The following is a 20,946-nucleotide window of genomic DNA, read 5'->3' as shown; positions in this document are numbered from 1 at the left end:
TGAGAAGTTTTTAACGAAGCTAGCGTCAGTTTTAGTCCCTCAAAATGATTGAGTATTATTGAGGATTGGTATTTCACATAACTACCAAGGAGGCATAATAATGAAATTATCAATAGTATTTGCAGCAAGTGCATTAATTAGCAGCTCTCTTTTTAGCCAGTTTAGTTACGCCGAAGGGCGCAGTATTGAATATGGTGAGATGAACCAAGTGCGCGACATCGCCACTAATCAGACAAAATCTAAGTATTTCAAAACTGCATTTAAACTGACAGTTAATAACCCCGACATTAAGTTTAGTGATGTAAAAGTTTGGCTTGAGCGAGAGGGTCAGGTAATTGCCAATGCAGTCATTGATAAAGAAGGTAATATCAGCCTACCTATTCTGCCTCAAGACGAAGCAGAAAAGACCATGTTACACACAAATAAAAATAAAGATGATGTGGGTATTAGCTTATATACAGATGTAATCCCACTTGATAGTGCTTTGCTTAAATATTCCGACGTATTTGTTTTGCTTGATGATATTAACGGTTTTACCGAGCAGATGGCAGGTGGATTTTCTATGTTCATTCCTAGTATGGACGAAATCAAATTCACCTTTGATGCCCCTGCAACCATTACTGTAAAAGACAGCAAAGGCAAAACCAAAACATACAAAACAGACGATGAGTTTGTGATTGAAATTCCAAAAAAGAAACGCTGGATGCAAAGCGACACTTGGCTGCAATTTAGTGCTTTACCGACTAGATACGAGCCGATTAATTAACTTTTACATTAAGTATAAAGAGCGTAAAGGGGCTTTACGCTCTATTTAGGTAGTATTTCTATCTACTCTTCGTAACCATTAGCAAAGGTTCTTACTAACGCTTCTATTTCTGCAAATGTTTGTTCGCTGTTTTCGTTAAACGCATCGGCGTTGGTCAATAAAACAAAGCCGTTTTTACGTTTTAGGTCGGCAAATATTTTATTTCGAACACCAAAGTCGGTGCCGCCATGAGAAATAAACTGCTGGTCGATATTCCAAAAGTATCCATGGTGGAGCACGGTTTGAGCAGGATCATATTGTATCGATAGCATGTTTTTAACGGCGTTTTGGTCAAGTATTTGTTCATCACCGATTTTGCCTTCATGGATACTGGCAAGCAAAAACTGACTCAAGTCTTTCACGCTCGAGACTGCATTACCATCGCTGTATGTGACAGAGCCGTAATCGGGCAGAGTGAATAATTCGCCGGTTTGTGGGCTAAATCCAGCTCGCTTAACAATGGGCTTTTGAGGTTTGTCGATGGCCCATTCTGTGTTGTGCATATTAAGTGGGCCAAACACCGTTTTTTGGCTCAAGCTAGGTAGGCTTTGCTGACTATCTTGTTCAAGTATATAGCCCGCCAATGCTGCGCCAACATTAGAATAAATAGAGGCATCACCCGGCGTGAGTCCAAATTGGCTGCTAAAGTTTTCATTAAAATAATAGTCGCCTTGAGCTGACAAATAATTTTCGAAAAAGCGAGGCATATCAGGGTCAATCACTTGCGGGCAGTTGTTATTCTGTGCCAATAAGTTCATTAAGCTGCTGTGGTTGTCACGTAAATAGTAGCTGCACAAATAGACGGCGTTATTGTCGAGAATACCACTGCTGTGGGTGATCAAATGTCTTAGGGTAATGGGTTTATCAGAAGTCGGGTTATCAATTGAAAACGGCAGCAGTGGTGCGATGTTTTTATCTAATTTAATCTGTCCTTGACCTTCCGCATGAGCCAGTGTGGCTCCCAGCAATGTTTTACTGACTGAAGCAAGGTAAAAGCGACTATCTGCTGTCACTGGGGTACCGCTTTCATCTGCGATCCCAAAACCATTTTGATAAACCACTTTGCCGTCATGAATTACGCCTACTGCAATGCTGGGAATATGACCTTTGGTTTGTAATTGCTCAAGTGCGGTTTCGAATTCATCTACTGCAAGTGTTGGGTGAGTGTGTTTGTTCAGTTGCTCAAGCGCAAAGTCATAACTTGAAAAGCGTGCTTCGTCGAATGAATGAACTGAGAAAGCGCTCTGTGCATGCTTAGGCTCAATACCTGTTAATTCAAATGCTTTGCCTTGAGCGTTGCGATACACTTCGTTTGAAAGGCCGATCTCCCAGCCATTTGGCAGCGTAAACGTTAATATGTCAGACAGTGCGCCTGAGGTTGGTTCGCCAACAGTATGAACATGGTCGAACTGTTCTAAAGTCATAGCCAGCACTTCACCTGCACTGACAGTCATTTGACTGGTTAGCAAGTAAACTGGGTTCGTATAAGCGCTGTCATTTTTAAGTACTTGATATCTAACTGGTACGCCCATGCCAGCAGGTGTCACTGCTTGTTTATTAACTGCGAGTACGGTTTTATCTGCAAAATAGTTGGCAACTTCTAAGGCGATGGCATCGTGTCCACCTTGATTATTACGTATATCTAAAATGAGGCCATCAGTGTCTTTTAATTGCGCCATTACTTTATCGAGTAATGTTTCTGCAGCTGTCAGTTGCACTTCGGCGGTGGCATCTTCGGTGTCGCTAAAGCTCTCTAAGTTATTGAGTACAATAACCCCGACGTTGTCAGCGGTTTTGCCCCAAAGTAAGGTCGGAAAATCACTCTGCGCAGGAAATTGCGACATGTTGTCAGGTTGTAAGTAAGCTTTGCTAATTTCAGTATAATGGCCAAGCATGGTATTAAATACGTCATCTAAACTGGTTTGCTCGACTGCTCTTAAAAAGTTTCCTTGAATACCGACTGCGGCTTTCATAAAAGGGCTATCTTTACCGACATAAAAGTTGGCATCTTTGGCCCAGATATTCACGTGTCCGTCTTTTAATGGTGCAACCATCGCCGCGAGTGTGCTGAATAGTGCTTCGTCAGTCATGTCGTCACTAATTTGCGGTTTAAATTTTACATATTGCTGTGACCAATCAACGCCTCTTAACTCAAAGAAGGCATAGTAGTCGTTAAAGGCATGCCAAAAATACTCAAAGACTTGGTTAGGACTTGCGTCCTCAGTGACATTAATCGGTGTATTACACAGCGCTGGTAGGGTTTTATTTGTGGTATAGGTTTGCGCATGAATTTCGCCTTTTTCTAGCAAGCTTAATGTGGTATCTGTCGATTTAAGTTCAGCGATGAATTCTTTATTGGCTTGTTCATGACTTAATTGGTTCACTTTAATACAACCAAATGTATTGTATTCATAAGCACTTACTTTGTTATCTTGAATGTCTAACACGGCGCCGTAAGCGGTTTTATTCCATACGCCTTCGGCTTTTTGCAGTTCGGTGCGCGTATCTTTGTCACTAGAACATCCGCTTAGTACTAGGGTGGCGAAAAGTGCGGTTGCAATGGGTGTACGAGAAAACAATTTGACTGACATTTTTTATATCCCTTGATGAAATGAGCGTTTAGTTTAGAGGTATGAGGGGTAATAAACTGTTGTTAAGTTGCGCGAAAATGTATTTTTAAAGGTACACCTTTAAACACTTTTCAACACTCTTTGTGAGTAATTGGACTAGCGGTGCAAAGACTAAGTAAAGCCCGACTTTTACAGTAATATTGGGCTGTCGGTTGCGATTAGGTGTGAAAACTCAACGAAAGGCCGCAAAACAAATGTTTCTTCTATGACGTTTGAATCTTGAATGCGGTCAATTCGAAAAGTGCGATAATCTTGCCTTAAATGATCCCAAGCAAATACATACCACACCGGGTAGTTAAAGTATAAATAGTGAGGTTCTATTAGTCGCTCGGTGACCGTCTTTTTTTCATCTATATAGCTGATGTTGATTGGTTGCTGATATAAAAATGCAGCACTTAACGCATGACATTCAGGAAACTGTGATTGTTCATAAGAGGCATGAACTTGCGGTGAGGCTGAACTACCAATGAGCACGCGATTTCTCAGAGCTTTAATATTGGCTTTTTGATCTGGAGACAACAAAGCCAATAATTTGTAGCGAATAGAGTGCAGGCTTTTCATAAACAAGGGCGAGTTCATCTTTTCGCAAATGGCGATACTGATCAGTAAATCTATTGTCTCACTTGAGGTGAGATTGATTTTTCCGAGCCCCCATTGTCGATGAAGCCGCACACCGCCGCCTCTGCCTTTGTCAGTATCAATTGGCATACCACGCGCTTTGAGAATATTGAGATCGCGAAATAGTGTACGTGTCGATACATTCAAAGCGTCTGATAAATCTTTCGTTGTCAGAAAGTCTTCGGACTTTAGCATGCTTGCTAATCTGTCTAGCCTTTCAAGGTGGCTTTGGGTTTTTGCTCTTTCCATATATTAAATATGACACAAAATGTCACCCAAGTTAATAAGCTACTCATTCTTGGTGCTTTTATCAGTTTTCAAAGTGCCAACTTGCAATTTAATTATTTGATGGAGCAACAAATGACAGAGCAACAAGCGAGTAAAAATGGTGTAGGCGTGCAAGCAGATGTAGCAGGGGCGCAGGATTTTGATTTTGTCATAGGCAACTGGCGTGTGCATCATAAGCGCCTAGACAATATGTTTAGCGAAGACAAGTGTTGGGTTGAATTTGAGGGGCTTTCTTCAACTTCACACATTCTAGGTGGAGCAGGGAACGTTGAAGATAACCTATTGTACTTTCCTGATGGTGCCTTTCGTGCTGTGGCAATGAGAGCATTTAATGCTCAAACTGGCCTTTGGTCTATTTGGTGGTTAGATGGTCGCTTCCCAGGTAAGGTGGATACGCCTGTGGTTGGTTCGTTTAAAAATAACATTGGCCTTTTCTATGCCGATGAAGTCATCAAGGGTAGAAAAACCAAAGTAAGATTTCAGTGGGACGCTAGCACGCCAAACAACCCTAAATGGGCGCAAGCATTTTCATTTGATGAGGGAAAAAGTTGGGAAACAAATTGGACTATGAGTTTTATTCCTCAATAGTCAGCATAGATTTCAACTATCACTGCCTTTTAGAAAGTGGACTCACGCGAAAACACTTTGCTTGGGTTCACCTTTGAGCTTAGGGCTAAATTATCGCTTTAAAAAGCGTATTTTAATTTTAAGCTCATATTTCTCGGCTCACCAACAAAGTAGCGATGATTGCCAAAGGCAAAATCTGCACGCTCTGCGTAGCGCTCGTCAGTGAGGTTCATCATCGCAAATGACGCGCTTAACTGTGGGTTAATTTGCCAGTCGGCTCGCAGATTATAAATTTTATGGCCTGCATAGCTTTGTGTATTGGCAGCATCTAAAAAGTAGTCGTCTATTTGCTGGCGTTCTAACTGAGCCATGATAGTTCGTGTAACTTGCCAATTGATCTGCAGGTTAAGTAATAGTTTTGGCGAGGTATCTATGTCGTTTCCCTTGATTTGAGCACCATTAGTTGGGTTATTTAAATAAGTGTGCTCGCTATAGCTAAAGGCCAGTTTTGTACTAATGGTACGCGTTACTTGGCGGTTAAGTGCAAACTCAATGCCTTGGTGTTCGGTATCTAGACCGTTTAAATATTGGCGGTCGGCGTCTTGGTAAATGCCGTCTTTTTTCTTTAAATGATAAACCGAGAGCTCAGCAAAGAGGTCTCTATCTACATATCGAACACCGGCTTCAGTTTGTCTGGCTTTGACACTTTTTACATCGCTGGTGAGCTGACCGTTCTGTAGGCGGTATAATTCGCTGGTATGGGGGGCTCTGAAGCTTTGATCATGTTTGGCGAATAGTCGTGTTTGTTTATCAATTTTATAGCTGTAGCCAAGTGCATAACTGATATCGTCAAATTGGTTACTTTGACTTGCAGGGCGAGTATAACGACATCCCCCGAAGCCACAGGCTGTGCCATCGTCTTTTAAATTACCATTGCTTAAATTGTTTTGGTAATCGTAGTCGGTGTTATCGTAACGTAGTGCGGCAAAGGCATTGTGTTCGTCTGAGATTTTGACGTCGAGCTGAGCGTAAGTGGCAAAACTTAGCGCATCAATGTCATAATCATAGTGCTTTCCTTTCGGTAATACGCCACGTAGAAACGCAGAGTTTGATTCGGTGTCGTTAGCTTGGTTTTGTTTTAAAAAGCCGCGAGTGATGTCGATGTCAGAGCCAAGCGTTAAACTGAACATATCAGATAGCTGACTTGCGCGACGTACTTGTAAACCAATACTCGAATGGCCATTTTCTTCGACAGGTGTGCCCGGTAAAAAGTGCATTAAAAAGTCCATATCTGTATGGCGTAAATATGGATTAACCTGCCAGGCTGCATTTGGCGTATTTAAGGTGTTAAACATGGCGTAGCGCATCGACAAACTGTTTCGATATGCATCTGGAAAGTCATTAATACGCAGCAATGATTTATCTTGATAGGCGTTTTCGCCACGCTGCAAATAGCCTGCTGTATTTTGCTCTAAGTTGGTCAGCGTCACTCTGTGGGTAGTTTGCCAATCACCTAAACTGTGCGAAGCCGCCAATGAGAGTTTTTGTTGTTCGTAGCCCGAACTATCTTGAAAGCCGCCATCTGAGGTAAGTGTTAAGCCCACTAAAGTATCGAGCGCTTCTGTTTGCTGGCTGTAAAGGCCATTTACACGATAAAAGCTATCTTCACCTAATTCTACGCTCACCATAGGCGTTGCATATAAACTTGGGCTAAATACGTTGATGGTGCCATGAATGGCATTTGAGCCGTAGCGAGATGAATTCGCGCCTTTCACCACTTCGATGTTATCTGCAAGCTCAAAGTGGGTGTCGAATAATTGGTTTACGTTACAAAAGCCTGGCGCGCGCAAGCTAATACCATTTTCAAGCGTTAAAAACTCAGCACACGAGCCTGCGCCGGTTAAAACAGGTGAACGCACCGATAACAATGATTCTTGTCCGTTACCACGACTTAACCAAGTGCTAGATGCTTGGCTTAGCAATTGGTTTAAATGCTCTGCGTTGCTTTGCTCAATGCTTTGTTTGGTAATTTTATTGGTGTTACCAATCAAGTCTAAATGCTGGGTTTGTGTGCGGTTGGCGGTGGTGACTAGGGTTTCGATGTCTTTATCATTGGCGCTTGATAAGGCCTGAAAACTGATGCTCGCGCAACTTAAAAGAGCCAAAGACAAAATAGAAAATTTAAACGTTTCTCGCACAGACATGTTCCTTTATCGCAACTTGACGATAATTATAAAAGTGCCTCATTATACTGAATAAATTCAAAACACGATCTACCGTCGAGCAAAATTATGTATCAAAAAGTGTTTAAAACCACGCTGTTAAGTGCAGCTTGTATGTTGAGCATGGCCTCGCATGCTAATAACCAGAACGTTGAACAGCTATTTAAAACAACCTGTGCGTCGTGCCATGGTCAAGAGTTAACTGGTGGCATGGCTGGTTCTTTAATTGATAACCAGTGGATGACAGAAGGCACAGATACTGCGCTGGCGAATGCCATTAAAAACGGTATTGTTTCGGCGGGGATGCCAGCGTTTGGCGCGACGTTGAATGAAGAGCAAATTCGTACTCTGGTTGTATATATTCGTGAAGCAGGTGCAAAAGCAAAGCAAGCGAAACAGCCAGAATCGCAAATGGGCAAGTCGTTTAATACGGATTACCACAAGGTGACAACCAAAGAAGTGACCAAAAGTGATGGCATCATCTGGGCAATGGATTTTTTACCTGACGGCAGTTTGCTTTATACCTTACGCGAAGGCGAGCTTTGGCACATGACCAAAGGTGGTAAAAAAACACATATTAAGGGCACGCCTAAAGTATGGCATAAGCGTCAAGGTGGGCTGTTAGATGTTTACCCTGATCCAGATTATAAAAACAATGGTTGGATTTACTTGTCGTATAGTAAAGATGCAGGAAAAAACAGCCAAGGCCAAGAAGTGGCGTTTACAGCCATTGTGCGCGGAAAAATTAAAAATGGTGAGTGGATAGATCAGCAAACCTTATTTGAAGCCAAACCAGAAAATCATCAAAATCGCGGTTGGCACTTTGGATCTCGTTTTGCCATTAAAGGCGATTACTTATTCTTTACCAATGGTGACGAAGGGCTTCAAGATGGCGCCCAAGACATCACCACGCAAAACGGTAAAGTGCACCGTATTTTCAAAGACGGTCGTGTGCCAAAAGATAACCCGTTTTATAACGAAAAAGGTGCGCAACAAACCATCTGGACCTACGGCAACCGTAACCCGCAAGGCTTAACGTTACACCCTAAAACTGGAGCGCTGTGGTCTACAGAGCACGGTCCGCGTGGTGGTGACGAATTAAATCTGATCACTAAGGGCACTAACTATGGTTGGCCAAAAGTGACGTATGGTATGAACTATAATGGCACGCCTATTACGCCGCATACTGACTTACCTGGTATGCAACTACCTGTGCACCAGTGGACGCCATCTATTGCGGTTGCGGGTATGAATTTCTACACGGGCAACAAGTTTAAACATTGGCAGGGCGACTTATTTGTCGGCAGTTTGGCGAAGAAGCAATTGCACCGCTTGCGAATTGAAAACGGCAAAGTCACAGAAGATGAAATCATCTTAAAAGGTCTAGGTCGTATTCGCGATGTCGTGACTGCACCCAATGGTGAGATTTATTTAACCATTAATGACCGTAATGCGAATCAAAGTAAGATCATTGCAATCGCGCCTAAATAAGTCTTCATAAGACGCGAAATAAATTCGCTGCTACCGTTGTTTTACTCGGTAGCACCGACTTTACGTCGGGTAAAAGCCTTCACAAAGAAGACGCGAAATAAATTCGCTGCTACCGGTATTTTGCTCGGTATCACCGACTTTTCGTCGGGTTAAACCTTCACAGAAAAGACGCGAAATAAATTCGCTGCTACCGGTATTTTGTGCGGTAGCACCGACTTTACGCCTAGTTAAACCTTCACAAAGAAGACGCGAAATAAATTCGCTGCTACCGGTATTTTTGCGCGGTAGCACCGACTTTATGTCGGGTTGCTCTCAACACGAACATCACCGTAAAGCCCCTTTACATACACTTTGATTCAGATTCAAACCTCACGACATCATCTTTAATTTCTTGCTTTGATTTAAAACATTGAACATACAGCAATTTCGGTCAAGTAAAGCGTTTGCTGTATGATTAAGCTTGTCTGCAGTTTTACTAACACATAGGCGCTTTATGCAAAGCAATCTATTACAGCAACGTATTTCGCTGGTTTGCAATTACATCAATCAACACTTAGATGATGAATTAACGGTGAGTGTGCTTAGCGATGTTGCTGCTTTATCTAAATTTCATTTTCATCGCGTATTTATGGTGTTTATGGGTGTAAATGTGGGCAAGTATATTTTGCTGGCGCGATTAAAGCGGGCATCTTTTCGCTTAGCGTTTGAGCGCGATATTAAAATTATTGATATTGCACTAGAAGCGAAGTTTGACAGTGCTGAAGCGTTTTCTCGCGCCTTTAAGCGTACGTTTGAGCAAAGTCCTTCAAAGTTTAGACAAGCTGCAAATTGGCCTAGTTGGTATGACGTATTTGATTTTTCACCGCAACCAATAGAGCAACAAATCATGCAAGTAGACATTATCAACTTTGAGCAAACTAACATCGCGTTTTTAGAGCATAAAGGTGCAGCAAATCGCATCTTCGAAACAGCTGGGCAATTCATTGCGTGGCGAAAAAATAGCGGGCTATCGCCACTCAATTCGAGTCGAACATTTGGTATGCCAAATGGTGACCCTGAAACTATGACTGAAGATGCATTTCGATTTAAGCTGTGTGGTTCAGTAAATGCTGTCGTACCTGATAACGTATTTGGTGTCGAAAATGGGATTATTCCACACATGCGCAGCGCTAAAGTCAGGCACTTAGGCAGTCACGATAACATGGAGCAAACGATACGCTGGCTTTACCAGCAGTGGCTTCCTCAAAGTGGTGAACTACCAAGCGACCATTGCTGTTTTTTCGAATATCATAATTTTGTACATCAAGTCGATGAGTGTGACCTCATCACTGATATCTATTTGCCGCTTCAGGGGTAAAAGATGACTTTATTTGAGTTACAGCTTTGGATAGCTGATGTTTCTGGCAGTTTAACCTTGAGCTTTGGGTATTTAATATTATCGTCATGCCTACTTTTTTATCTGAGTTATACATTGATAAAACATGCATGGATGAGCAACAACACGCCTTAATGTGTTGTTGCTGATTTTGCATTACTAATTAATGGTTATAGATTCGCGAACCTACCAATTAGGCTCTACACTTTGACTATGTTCATGGTTTTAAGAGTCAATCAATGCGCTATTGTTTACTCGTCTTTTTCTTTACGATGAGCTTTTTTGTGAGGGCTGATGTGCCCAGCACTGAGGAAGTAAAAGCTGCAAAAGGACATGAACAATTAGTGCTTTTAAATCAATATATGCGATCACAAGCTTTTATTGATGCGAGAACGGCACTTTCACTCGCTGAGTCACTTAAGCCTAACTTACCCCTTAATCAATTTCCGAAAGAGAAGCTATACCTGCATTTATGGCAGGGGGTTGCGCTTAACTTTATTGGTAATCGTCGAGATGCATTAATCTTGCTTGATACTGTGATCAATGAATCGACCAGCGCAGGTTTATCGGATGTGACTATTGAAGCTTTGTTGCAACGTGCAACCATCTATGAAGAGCAGTCAAATAGCGATTTGGCTTTAACCGATCGCTTTAATGTTTTGTCTATGATTGAACATAAAGGCGATTACAAGTTGCTGGCAGATACACAAAGCGCCATAGGCATGACCTATTTCTCTCAGGCAAAATTTACTCGCGCCTTTGAATGGTTATTGAATGCCAAAGAAAACTATAAAGCGATCGATCTCGAAAGGGGGGTTGTTCACACCTTAGGTCGAATTGGCTCAATTTATCGGTCGATAGGGGATTTAGATAACGCGTTAAGTTATCAATTACAAACGATTGAAGGACAAAGAAAAGTAGGCAATAAGAAAAGTTTAGCCATTGCTTTTAATAACACCGCCATTGTTTATAAAGACCTCGGAAAATACCAAGAAGCCATTGAGATGCATACCAAATCGCTTGAACTCAAACGTGATATCGGCTATGAGCGCGGTATGGTGTATTCATTTAATAATTTGGGTGAAACCCACCGATTAGCTGGAGATTTAGCAACAGCAAAATCTTACTTAGCAAAAGCTGAGGAGTTGGCGAATAAATTAAACAACCGCATGCTACTAGGCTCAACCAATTTGTACTTAGGACGGGTAGCGATCACCGAGAAGCGTTATGAAGATGCTGAACGCATTTTAGCGATGGCTATGGAAACCTACCGAAAACGAAACTCTGCATCTCGCATAGCTGAAGGATTAGTGGAGCAGGCTAACTTAGCGATGCAAACTCAACAGTATCAGTCGGCGGTATCTCTGTTAAAAGAAGCGATTGAGTACGCCCAAAAAGCACAGAAAAACGTGGTGTTGTTTAAAGCCTATGAATTGTTATCTCAAGTGTATGCCAATATTGGGGACTTTCGCTCTGCGTATGATATGCAAGTTACTTTTAGACAGAGCAAAGACAAATTATTTGATTTAAATAGTCAGCAGCGTGTCGAAATGCTTGTTGTGCAGAACCAAATTGAAGAAACCAAGCGCAACTTGGAGTTTGTGAAGCAGCAAGCCAAACTAACCGAATCAGAATTAAATAACAAAATCAGCAAAAGAAATTTATTGATGCTCGCAGTAATGAGTTTTGTGTTGTTGCTTTGGTACTTATATAGACAAAGGGTAAATAAACGAGAGCTGAAATTAGTTAAACAAAGCCAATCAGAAATAGCCGAAAAAGAGCAAAAGCTAAGTTTGGCACTTTGGGCGAGTGGTGATGTGTTATGGAGCTGGGACTTAAAAGCTCAAACCGTATCGAGAGAGAATGCTGACGACTTGAGTGCATTACCCGATGGAAAAGTAGATCCAACATGGCAAAACTTAAAGGCCCATGTGCATCAAGATGATTTTCACCGCCTGACAGCGCATTTGGAATCAATAAAAAATCAGCGAGAAGAGGCTTTTGAAGTTGCATATCGTGTAAAAAATAAAGCTGGTGAGTGGGCGTGGGTACAAGATAAAGGCAAAGTCGTAGAGACTGACTCCGAAGGACGACCTTTAAGAGTGGCTGGGATCCAGCATGATATCACCATTTTGAAGCAGCAAGAGGCTGACTTGGTTGTGTTAAATACTGAGTTAGAGCAAAGAGTACAGCAAAGAACCCAAGACTTGGTGGCTGCACTGAATGACTTAAAAGCAACGCAACAAAGTTTGGTCGAAGCTGAAAAAATGGCCGCTTTGGGCTCTTTAGTTGCAGGGCTTGCACATGAGCTCAATACACCGCTTGGTACCGCAATGATGGCAGTGACTCATTTACATGCTGAATTACAGCAACTTGATGCCAAGATACAAGAAAATAAGATTACTAAAGCAGAACTAACCGAAGGCTTTAAGGTCCTGGTTGAAAGTGGGGACCTAATATTTAGCGGTGTTAATCGCACCTCCGCTTTGGTTGAACAATTTAAGCGAGTCTCTGTCTCAGAGCGAGGCGAAGGACGAGCAAGTGAAAGCTTTGCTGCTTTGGTTAATGCTGCGTTTAAAACTGCTTGGCAAGCATCTGGAGCCCCCAAGCATGTTGAGCTTCTTGGGGTATTTGGCGGGAATATTACTACTTATAGTGATCCGTTAATGCAAGTCTTGGAGTTGTTGATCAGTAACGCCATTAATCATGCCGAACCGAATGGTCAGTTGAGTATTAAAGTGTCTTGTTATGAGCGTAATAACTTTTATGAGGTGTTGGTTGAAGATAACGGCATTGGTGTGGCTGAAAACGAATTAACGAAGATATTCAACCCTTTCTACACACTAGCGCGTCACAGAGGTCATGTTGGTCTTGGGCTTAATATTGTGTTTAACCTTGTATCACAGGTGTTGGGTGGAGAAATCAATTGTGAGCGCTCTGAACTTGGCGGGGCAAAGTTTAGATTCACAGTCGAAAAGGTGCATGAGAAATTACTTGTATAAATGTTTAAATAGGATGCTACTAGGCTTTGATTGCTTCATTGTACCTCTGCTATTGATTAACTTGTGCTAAATCAATGTTCACAAAAAGAAACTTGCTAATCTAAGTACTCTAGTTCTTAACTGGGCAAGTCATGAAAAACTTTATCTCAGCATTACCAAGTACACGGCCACCTTTCTTGCTCTTAGCACCGCTGTATGTGCTTTTAGGTAATGCGATTGCGCAATATCATGGTTCAGAGTTTCATGGCTGGCATTTTCTTTTAGCCTGCATGGGGTCTGTGTTGTCTGCGGTTGCAGTGAATACACTAAACGAGTATCAAGACTTTCATAGCGGCTTAGATTTAATCACTGAGCGAACACCATTTAGTGGCGGTAGTGGCTTACTTAAGCAAAATAGTGCATTGGAAAAGTCAGTTTTAAGTCTTTTCCAACTGGCATTAGGTAGCTTGTTTCTTATTGGTATTTATTTTGTGTATCGCTTCGGTTTGCCTATGTTGATGATAGGTTTACTGGGGATTGCAGTTATAGTTACTTACACAAACACCTTAAATCGACACCCTTGGTTATGTTTAATATCACCGGGCTTAGGGTTTGCATTACTGATGGTATTGGGCAGCTACATTACACAAGGACTAACACTGAACTGGCAAGTGTTGCTGATAGCGCTTATTCCTTTCTTTACCATTAATAACCTACTGCTAGTGAATCAATTACCTGATATTAAAGCTGATCAACAAGTAGGTCGTAAGCATTTTGCAATTTCTTACTCAGTGAGTGCGGCTATTATCTGTTTTTCGGTATCAGCAGCTTTGGCACTACTTTTTATGGCTTTAGCATTGTATTTGTCAGTCTTGCCTCTTAATGCCATCTGGTTGACGCCTATTTTACTATTAAACTTTTTGGCTATTCCTAAATTAGCAAAGTTGAAACATGATATAGCAAAACATCCCCAAAGTATGGCGTTAAACGTTGTTGCAGCGAACTTATTGCCTCTTGCTTTGTCGGTCATACTCTTTTTAAACGGGCCTATCTGATTTGTATATTCGATTACTTGTTGTTTTATTGAGCGTTTCATTTTCTTTATGGGCCGAGCCTGAAAAGCAGGTAGATTTACCTACATCTTTAACCTACTACGCTGAAGATTATCCGCCATCGGTATTTTATGAAGGCGAGGTTTTGCGAGGGATATCTGTGAGAATGCTGCGGGCAATATGGCAAGAATTAGGAATGAAAGCACAGCCCATAAAAGTAGTGCCTTGGGCACGCGGTTATAAAGAAATCATCAGCAAGCCAAAAACCGTCTTATTTGCCATGTCGAAAACAGTTCAAAGAGCTGATAAATTTAAGTGGGTAGGTCCCATCTATTCTGTTGATTACATATTAATTGCAAAAAAAGGAAAAATACTCAAAGCCAAGCAGCTATCTGAGCTACATAGCCATTCGGTTGCGGTGATACGCCATGATGCCACAGAGCAAATCGTATTAGATGCTAATTTTGCCGAACAGCAAATTGTAGAAACAAACAATATGTATCAAGCACTGGCAATGTTTAAGGCTAAACGTGTTGAGTTAATGGCAATCTCTCGAGCGGGGTTACGTAAAGCCATTAATAGAAAAATGTTACAAGTCGATGATTTTGATGAGGTGTTTCTACTAGACACCGTCGAAGATTATTTTGCATTTAGTAAAGACGTTCCCGATGTGGTCATCAACGCATTTCAGCGTGCTTTCGACAAACATAAACGATTAAATTTAGCCCTCATCGACGAATTTAAACTTTAAAAGTTAAGGTTTTGCGATTAAGCACAAAGGCTTTTAAAATGGCGAGGTGAACCTCATCTAAAAGCCAAATCCATACTATGATCGTACCCGTTGTTATTGCTGGTGGCTCAGGCACACGTTTGTGGCCTTTGTCTCGAACCCATTACCCCAAACAGTTTTTGCCTTTGACTGGCGAGCAGTCTTTGTTGCAACAAACTTTGCTGAGATTAAAAGGCCTCGAACATGACCCCGCGATTATTATTTGTAACGAAGCGCATAGGTTTTTAACCGCAGAGCAAGTTCGATTAAGTGAGATACCGCACTTTCCTATTATCCTAGAGCCTGAGGGGCGCAATACAGCGCCCGCGATAGCATTGGCAGCATTCAAAGCATTGGAGACAAATCCCGATGCAACTTTGTTAGTAATGCCTGCCGATCATGATATTGGCGATGTTGAACTGTTTTTAAATGCGATAACACTGGCCTCAGAGAGTGCGGGAGAGGGTAAGTTAGTCACCTTTGGTATCGAACCTACCTCTGCGCATACTGGCTATGGTTACATCCAGAAAGACCAGCCTTTGGAAAGGGGCTTTACAGTTAAACAATTTGTTGAAAAGCCCGATGAAGTAACTGCAAAGGGGTATGTTGAATCAGGCCTGTTTGTATGGAATAGCGGTATTTTCATGTTTAAAGCCCAAGTATATTTAGACATGCTAAATCGTTTTAACAATGACATCTTTGAAGCTTGTTTTAACGCCATGCAAAAGCAACAAGATGATTTAGATTTTACGCGTGTAGATGCCTCAGCCTTTCTAGCTTGCCCGAGTGATTCAATCGATTATGCGATCATGGAGCCTTTAACAGCACAACAAAATGATGCTGTGGTGATGATACCCATGGCAGCTAAATGGAGCGATGTAGGCAGTTTCGATGCGCTTTGGCAGTTACTTGATAAAGATGATGAGCAAAATGCAATTGGTGGTGATGTGATCGCAATCGACACGCAAGATAGCCTGTTGCTGAGTGAAAATAAACTATTAGCCACGGTTGGTGTAAAAGACGTGGTGGTAGTACAAACCAAAGATGCAGTGTTAATTGCTGATAAGAATAATACTCAAGCGATAAAACAAGTGGTTTCTCAGCTAGAACAAAAATCTCGTGCTGAAATTCATCAACACCGTGAAGTCTTTCGTCCTTGGGGAAAATTTGATGCCATTGATGAAGGCGAGCGCTTTTTAGTAAAGCGGATCACAGTAAATCCAGGTGCACGTTTATCAATGCAAATGCATCACCATAGGGCAGAGCATTGGGTGGTGGTAAGTGGCACAGCTAAAGTTACAATAGATAACAAGGTTCAGTATGTGACCGAAAATCAGTCTGTATATATTCCTATTACAGCCCTTCATAGCCTTGAAAATCCAGGTAAAACAGCTTTAGAGCTGATAGAAGTTCAGTCGGGTAGCTATTTAGATGAGAGTGATATTGTTCGTTTTGAAGATGATTATGGGCGTGAATAAGGCGCTATTTTCCAATAGAAAAGTTATTAATAGGCACCATAAAAAGTGAATGTCTCAAAGCTCATTCAAAATACTTCCATTAAATTTGGCACCAGTGGTGCGCGTGGTTTAACCGAAGATTTTTCGCAAAATGTATGTGTTGCGTTCGCAATGGCTTTCATTGAGCATGGTAAGCGTTGCGATAAATTAAGCGATGACAACCTGTGTGTCGCTATTGGTATTGATAATCGCCCTAGTAGCTACGAGATGGCCCAAGGTGTTGCTACGGGTCTAATAGCATTGGGTCTGGATTATAAATTTCATGGGGTCTTACCTACACCTGCCTTATCCTATGCCGCAATGCAGAGAGGGGAGGCTTGTATCATGGTAACAGGCAGTCATATTCCGTTTGATCGAAATGGTTTGAAGTTTTATTACCCAGAAGGCGAGATCAGCAAGTTTGATGAGCAAGGTATTTTAAGTCAATACATTGCGCTTCCTGATGAACTTAGTGCTCCAGAGTTAATTGAATGTGAGTCAGCGACAAATACCTATATCAATCGTTATTTAAATTACTTTTCTGAGCTGAATTTAATAGATAAGCGAATAGGCGTTTATACCCATTCAAGTGCAGGTCGAGATCTATACCTCAGACTACTCCAGCAAGTGGGTGCAACCGTTGTTGAGCTTGGCAGAAGCGACACCTTTGTGCCAATCGACACCGAAGCGGTAAGTAAAGAAGATCAGCAAACAGCCAAAATTTGGGCTAATGAACTCAAGCTAGATGCCATTATTTCTACTGATGGTGATGGCGACAGACCACTTGTGGCGGATGAGTGTGGTAATTGGCTTAGAGGCGATGTACTCGGTTTAATTGTTAGTCAATTTTTAAAAATAGAAGCTCTAAGCGTGCCCATTAATTGCAATTCAGCGATTGAGTTGAGTGGTTGTTTTCAGCAAGTGGCGAGAACAAAAATAGGCTCTCCGTTTGTTATTGAAGCATTTGTGCAATTACAAAAGCAGCACAAAAAAGTAGCTGGATTTGAAGCAAACGGCGGGTATTTACTTGCAAGCGATATTGATGAAGACGGTAAGTTATTATCTGCGCTGCCAACCCGAGATGCCTTATTACCTATTTTAGTTGTTTTAGCTCAGCTAGCTAAGCAGCCAATATCTAAAATGATGTCGGGTTTACCAAAACGCTATACTGCCAGTGGCAAAGTAGAACATGTGCCTTCTCATGTTGGACTTGCTTTCTTAAAGGCGCTACAAAGCGATACAGAACGTTTACTTGCCGAATTGGATATTAAATATCGTGTCATTGAGTTCGATAATACTGACGGTACTCGATTGATTCTGAGTAACAAAGACATAGTGCATTTTCGTTGTTCAGGTAATGCACCTGAAATGCGCTGTTATGTTGAGTCTGACTCTGGAAAAAGAGCCGAAACATTAATGGATTGCTTAAAAAACAAATTGAGCTATTTAACTGAACAGGCAGCAACAACGAAGTGACATTCACTTTGCTACACTGTCTATAAAAAGTGCTAAACCTTACTGATAAGTTGAAATACAACAGGGGTTTGAGCTGCTAAAACCAGTACCGAAGAATAAAATACAGCTTTAATCGCATTTTTTAGGCCACGATATTCAATTAATAATTGCGAAATAATTAAGCTTGCTAAAGGGAGTGCTAGAGCGCTGCCGAACACAAATGCGAGCTTTTCATTTGCTTGCAGATTAAATCTATCAAAGTCAGCCATAAACAACGATGATATGTAAGCGGTTAATGCCATACAAATAATAGACACAACTACCATTAAGATTTGTTTTATTGACACTGACTTTTGACGTACTTCAATGATAACTTCCATGCTTGCTCCTTGTATCGCTGATATATTTAATTGTTTGTTATTGGGCCATCAGTCAATGCGACTGATGGCCAGATTAATCATACCAATCCTCAAAACAGCTCACTTAATTAAGAGGGGTGGTATAAGAGAGTTGGTGCTAAGTTTATTGGTTACTCGTCAATCTCAACTTTGCCCTTGATATTCTTGATTTGCAAACCGCCTGAACCTGAGTCTTCAATGACTAAAGCACCAGCACCATTTATACTGATACTGCCTGAGCCGTCGTCAATGGTGACTGTGCCTAATACTTCATTAGCATAAATATCGCCGCTGCCATCATCTACTTTCAGGTCGCCCTGCGTGTTGTTTACGGTAATGCTGCCTGAGCCATCTTCAATCTCGATATGCTTACCACCTGAGATTTCTATGCTGCCAGAACCATCGTCGATTTCAATGTCACCACTTACTTGTTTGATATCAATACTGCCAGAACCGTCGTCAATGATCAGACCCAAGCTACTCGGTACTGTAATAGTTAGATTAATTTTAGGTCCTGGGCTATTTACTTGCCAATTATTTGAATTACTTGCTCTTGCAACCAGCTCGGCTTTGCTGCCTTTGTTTTCTAGTGTTAGTGTGAAGTCATCAGCGCTGTAAGCAAAAATTTCTGCATCTACGGTAATGTCAGTGGCGCTGTCACTACCAACAATAGATAAATTACCAGCGCCTGCTTCTGTTTCTAATAGTTTTAGGTTTGCGGCACTTAGAGTGAGTTGTTGATTATCAAAATACTTAGGTGCGCTGCCCGGGCCATTTTTAACATGAACAATACAACCACTTAATAAAATCGCTGCGCTTAAAGGTAAAAGGGTTTTTAGCATCTTAATTCCTACATGTGCTTTTTTGTTATTATAGTTAAAGCAATATAGTGACCAATTTGCAAGTGTTTGATTTGTAATGAATTGTAAGTTTTCGTGTAAAGCGTGATTTTCAATTTAGCGAAAAGTTAGCTTTTTTCCTCACTATATTAGTCAGTTAGCTAAACTGAGTAGTTAACTAGGGCTCAAGTTAACTCGTTTAAGGAAACTGCATGATCGAAGAAACACTCTGGCAAATTTATCAGCACAGTTACTTTCAAAGTACTTGTCGAGTTATGCCTTGTCAGACAATAACAAGTTATAGAGCTGGCGCGATCATCAGCGTATGGAACCCTCATGGGCAGAATTTAACTTTGGCGCATAATAAACGGCTCGAAAGATCGGCGATGCGTTACCTCCGCGACCAAAACGTTGCTTACAAAAGGTTGTGGGGCGGTAATAAGGATATGAGCTATCGCGAGTTAAGCATATTTGTTCCTTGCTCGTTGCAGCAGGCGCAGCATTTATCTGTCCATTTTAAGCAATTAGCATTTTATTATGTCAGCGCTCGAGGGCGAGTGAGTTTGCATTGCTCGAAGCAAACTAAGCCTATGTGTTTTGTAAGCAAACACCTAAAAAAGCGCTGGATTGCTAGTCATGCTTGAATATCTCAATTCTAAATGATCATCTAAACCAACTTACTTTACTAACGTGTTAGTTGATGAATAATTTTTTTGTAGTGATTATGTTGGTTTTTTGTTATTTTTTTATTGTGATATAAGGATATATTAATGAAATTACCAATCTACTTTCTAGTCTTACTTTTTTGCTTTTTTGATAAAGCACATGCCCGTATTAACTATGAATCAGTTATTTGTGATGACTGTAGCTACACTGAAGCAAAGTCAATTGCAAGGCGTTATAAATATCAACCAGAGCTTGAGTGTTTTGTTGAGTCTGTAGGTACATCGGATGAGCAGCAGTGCCGATCATCAACAACTAAGTTAGTGGTTTATGATCTCCATCAAGAACAGTTTTATGGCTTTTACATTGGTTATACCAATCAAGGTCGGCCTTTTCATGAGATGTCTGTTGAAATCAGAGAAATGCAGCAAATTCCAGCTCAAATAAAGTGGATGCTGAGTAACACCGGAAATGGCTATAAGATTATGACTAATGTCACTCGTGATCTTAGAGCTAACTTTGACCTTAATTCTCTTATAAAAAAACAATCTCGTAACTCATTTTCGATGTTTAATCAGCAAAGAGTCGAAAATGATATATTGCTTATGGCTACAGACTGTTCTGATAGTCCAGAAAGTCAGGCTATGGAACTAGCTCATAACCTTATCGCGATGAGTAATATGATGATGCATGCGAATGATAAAGCCAGTAATGATGGTAATTTTAAAAATTCGTTCCAAGGTACTCGTATAATAGGTGCAAACTTTCAAGTTGCTTTAGATGGTTTTGGGGTAGATGGAACGGTCGAGTATTTTGATGAAACTAAGAATGTGATCACTGACTTTACGATAAGTCATTCATGGCACCTTGGAGGTGCAGCCAGAAATAATGTGGTGTTTAAGCTTGTAATGGTTGAGGGCTCAATAGATGTAAGCACTGACGAGAGACGTTCTCATATAGGTGGGATTCCATTGCATCTAATTAAAAACAGTGGCTCCTCCATTGGAGCATTCAAAGCAAGTGACATCTCACCTTGTTTAGCTGATGCTATAGATAGACAGTTCCAAAAGACGGTATCATCTGGCAGTAACCCAGGAAGTGGCGCTGCGCCAAGTTGGCGTAATATACCTCTCAACTCTAGAGGTGGAGGGAGCTTGCAAAGGGAAAAATGTAAACACACATATTACGACTTAAACGGAAATCTATTGTTTTCTTTTGAGGGCCCCTGTCCTTAAAAAATGTGACTAGCAAAGTAGTAAAGTCACTTTTACTGCTTTGCTTTTTCCTACTTTATCTG

At 41.2% G+C, this 20,946-nt stretch carries 16 protein-coding genes; 11 read left to right on the top strand and 5 right to left on the bottom strand.

The genetic code is table 11. The features are described 5' to 3' along the window. Positions 1-100 precede the first annotated feature (100 nt). Positions 101-766 (top strand): DUF2987 domain-containing protein, encoded by a 666-nt coding sequence (locus ACXAC4_RS23635; RefSeq protein ID WP_475166272.1) that lies wholly within the window; start codon positions 101-103, stop codon positions 764-766. A 62-nt stretch (positions 767-828) separates the two neighbouring features. On the opposite strand, the gene ACXAC4_RS23630 is transcribed toward ACXAC4_RS23635, so the two are convergent. Continuing rightward, positions 829-3,396 (bottom strand): serine hydrolase, encoded by a 2,568-nt coding sequence (locus ACXAC4_RS23630; protein ID WP_475166266.1) that lies wholly within the window; start codon positions 3,394-3,396, stop codon positions 829-831. Positions 3,397-3,564: 168 nt separating this feature from the next. Further along, complete coding sequence (locus ACXAC4_RS23625; RefSeq protein WP_475166264.1) at positions 3,565-4,302, bottom strand: helix-turn-helix transcriptional regulator; 738 nt, start codon at positions 4,300-4,302, stop codon at positions 3,565-3,567. A gap of 9 nt (positions 4,303-4,311) precedes the next feature. Here ACXAC4_RS23625 and ACXAC4_RS23620 point away from each other — a divergent pair, with 9 nt between their 5' ends. Beyond that, entirely contained in the window at positions 4,312-4,929 is a 618-nt protein-coding gene (locus ACXAC4_RS23620; protein WP_475166259.1) for a DUF1579 domain-containing protein, read from the top strand. Between the two features lie 98 nt (positions 4,930-5,027). On the opposite strand, the gene ACXAC4_RS23615 is transcribed toward ACXAC4_RS23620, so the two are convergent. Beyond that, positions 5,028-7,112, bottom strand: a complete 2,085-nt coding sequence (locus tag ACXAC4_RS23615; protein ID WP_475166255.1) for a TonB-dependent receptor — start codon at positions 7,110-7,112, stop codon at positions 5,028-5,030. Positions 7,113-7,199: 87 nt separating this feature from the next. Here ACXAC4_RS23615 and ACXAC4_RS23610 point away from each other — a divergent pair, with 87 nt between their 5' ends. The 7 genes from ACXAC4_RS23610 to ACXAC4_RS23580 all read left to right on the top strand — a co-directional run bounded on the left by ACXAC4_RS23610 (position 7,200) and on the right by ACXAC4_RS23580 (position 17,770). Next, positions 7,200-8,621, top strand: coding sequence for a PQQ-dependent sugar dehydrogenase (locus ACXAC4_RS23610; protein WP_475166251.1), 1,422 nt, complete (start codon positions 7,200-7,202; stop codon positions 8,619-8,621). A gap of 493 nt (positions 8,622-9,114) precedes the next feature. Next, on the top strand, positions 9,115-9,978 hold the full coding sequence (locus ACXAC4_RS23605; protein WP_475166249.1) for an AraC family transcriptional regulator: 864 nt from the start codon (positions 9,115-9,117) through the stop codon (positions 9,976-9,978). 314 nt (positions 9,979-10,292) lie between these two features. Beyond that, a complete protein-coding gene (locus tag ACXAC4_RS23600; RefSeq protein WP_475166245.1) occupies positions 10,293-12,998 on the top strand; it encodes a tetratricopeptide repeat-containing sensor histidine kinase in 2,706 nt (901 codons plus the stop codon). A 131-nt stretch (positions 12,999-13,129) separates the two neighbouring features. Next, positions 13,130-14,032 carry a prenyltransferase gene (locus tag ACXAC4_RS23595; RefSeq protein WP_475166244.1) on the top strand — a complete coding sequence of 301 codons (903 nt, stop codon included), beginning with the start codon at positions 13,130-13,132 and terminating at the stop codon, positions 14,030-14,032. A gap of 1 nt (position 14,033) precedes the next feature. Then, positions 14,034-14,780 (top strand): substrate-binding periplasmic protein, encoded by a 747-nt coding sequence (locus tag ACXAC4_RS23590; RefSeq protein ID WP_475166241.1) that lies wholly within the window; start codon positions 14,034-14,036, stop codon positions 14,778-14,780. A gap of 77 nt (positions 14,781-14,857) precedes the next feature. Further along, positions 14,858-16,276: a mannose-1-phosphate guanylyltransferase/mannose-6-phosphate isomerase gene (locus tag ACXAC4_RS23585; RefSeq protein WP_475166239.1), complete on the top strand. Its 1,419-nt coding sequence runs from the start codon at positions 14,858-14,860 to the stop codon at positions 16,274-16,276. A 45-nt stretch (positions 16,277-16,321) separates the two neighbouring features. Further along, positions 16,322-17,770: a phosphomannomutase gene (locus ACXAC4_RS23580; RefSeq protein WP_475166234.1), complete on the top strand. Its 1,449-nt coding sequence runs from the start codon at positions 16,322-16,324 to the stop codon at positions 17,768-17,770. 32 nt (positions 17,771-17,802) lie between these two features. Here the strand turns inward: ACXAC4_RS23580 and ACXAC4_RS23575 are convergent, their stop codons facing one another. After that, positions 17,803-18,129, bottom strand: coding sequence for a hypothetical protein (locus ACXAC4_RS23575; RefSeq protein ID WP_475166233.1), 327 nt, complete (start codon positions 18,127-18,129; stop codon positions 17,803-17,805). A 149-nt stretch (positions 18,130-18,278) separates the two neighbouring features. Further along, complete coding sequence (locus tag ACXAC4_RS23570) at positions 18,279-18,989, bottom strand: DUF4097 family beta strand repeat-containing protein (RefSeq protein ID WP_475166230.1); 711 nt, start codon at positions 18,987-18,989, stop codon at positions 18,279-18,281. 209 nt (positions 18,990-19,198) lie between these two features. On the opposite strand from ACXAC4_RS23570, the gene ACXAC4_RS23565 reads away from it, so the two are divergent. Both ACXAC4_RS23565 and ACXAC4_RS23560 read left to right on the top strand, forming a co-directional pair. Further along, positions 19,199-19,630: a DUF3293 domain-containing protein gene (locus ACXAC4_RS23565; RefSeq protein ID WP_421963953.1), complete on the top strand. Its 432-nt coding sequence runs from the start codon at positions 19,199-19,201 to the stop codon at positions 19,628-19,630. A 126-nt stretch (positions 19,631-19,756) separates the two neighbouring features. Beyond that, a complete protein-coding gene (locus tag ACXAC4_RS23560; RefSeq protein WP_475166225.1) occupies positions 19,757-20,884 on the top strand; it encodes a hypothetical protein in 1,128 nt (375 codons plus the stop codon). Positions 20,885-20,946: the final 62 nt, after the last annotated feature.

Source organism: Pseudoalteromonas sp. AWM4_233 (genome assembly GCF_056158285.1).
Note: the sequence above shows the minus strand (reverse complement) of the source record. Positions and strands in the feature narration are given on the sequence as shown.

Excerpts from the sequence above, each read along its gene's own strand:
- ACXAC4_RS23635 (WP_475166272.1), top strand. The coding sequence starts at position 101 with ATGAAATTATCAATAGTATTTGCAGCAAGTGCATTAATTAGCAGCTCT.
- ACXAC4_RS23630 (WP_475166266.1), bottom strand. The coding sequence starts at position 3,396 with ATGTCAGTCAAATTGTTTTCTCGTACACCCATTGCAACCGCACTTTTC.
- ACXAC4_RS23625 (WP_475166264.1), bottom strand. The coding sequence starts at position 4,302 with ATGGAAAGAGCAAAAACCCAAAGCCACCTTGAAAGGCTAGACAGATTA.
- ACXAC4_RS23620 (WP_475166259.1), top strand. The coding sequence starts at position 4,312 with ATGACACAAAATGTCACCCAAGTTAATAAGCTACTCATTCTTGGTGCT.
- ACXAC4_RS23615 (WP_475166255.1), bottom strand. The coding sequence starts at position 7,112 with ATGTCTGTGCGAGAAACGTTTAAATTTTCTATTTTGTCTTTGGCTCTT.
- ACXAC4_RS23610 (WP_475166251.1), top strand. The coding sequence starts at position 7,200 with ATGTATCAAAAAGTGTTTAAAACCACGCTGTTAAGTGCAGCTTGTATG.
- ACXAC4_RS23605 (WP_475166249.1), top strand. The coding sequence starts at position 9,115 with ATGCAAAGCAATCTATTACAGCAACGTATTTCGCTGGTTTGCAATTAC.
- ACXAC4_RS23595 (WP_475166244.1), top strand. The coding sequence starts at position 13,130 with ATGAAAAACTTTATCTCAGCATTACCAAGTACACGGCCACCTTTCTTG.
- ACXAC4_RS23585 (WP_475166239.1), top strand. The coding sequence starts at position 14,858 with ATGATCGTACCCGTTGTTATTGCTGGTGGCTCAGGCACACGTTTGTGG.
- ACXAC4_RS23575 (WP_475166233.1), bottom strand. The coding sequence starts at position 18,129 with ATGGAAGTTATCATTGAAGTACGTCAAAAGTCAGTGTCAATAAAACAA.
- ACXAC4_RS23570 (WP_475166230.1), bottom strand. The coding sequence starts at position 18,989 with ATGCTAAAAACCCTTTTACCTTTAAGCGCAGCGATTTTATTAAGTGGT.
- ACXAC4_RS23565 (WP_421963953.1), top strand. The coding sequence starts at position 19,199 with ATGATCGAAGAAACACTCTGGCAAATTTATCAGCACAGTTACTTTCAA.
- ACXAC4_RS23560 (WP_475166225.1), top strand. The coding sequence starts at position 19,757 with ATGAAATTACCAATCTACTTTCTAGTCTTACTTTTTTGCTTTTTTGAT.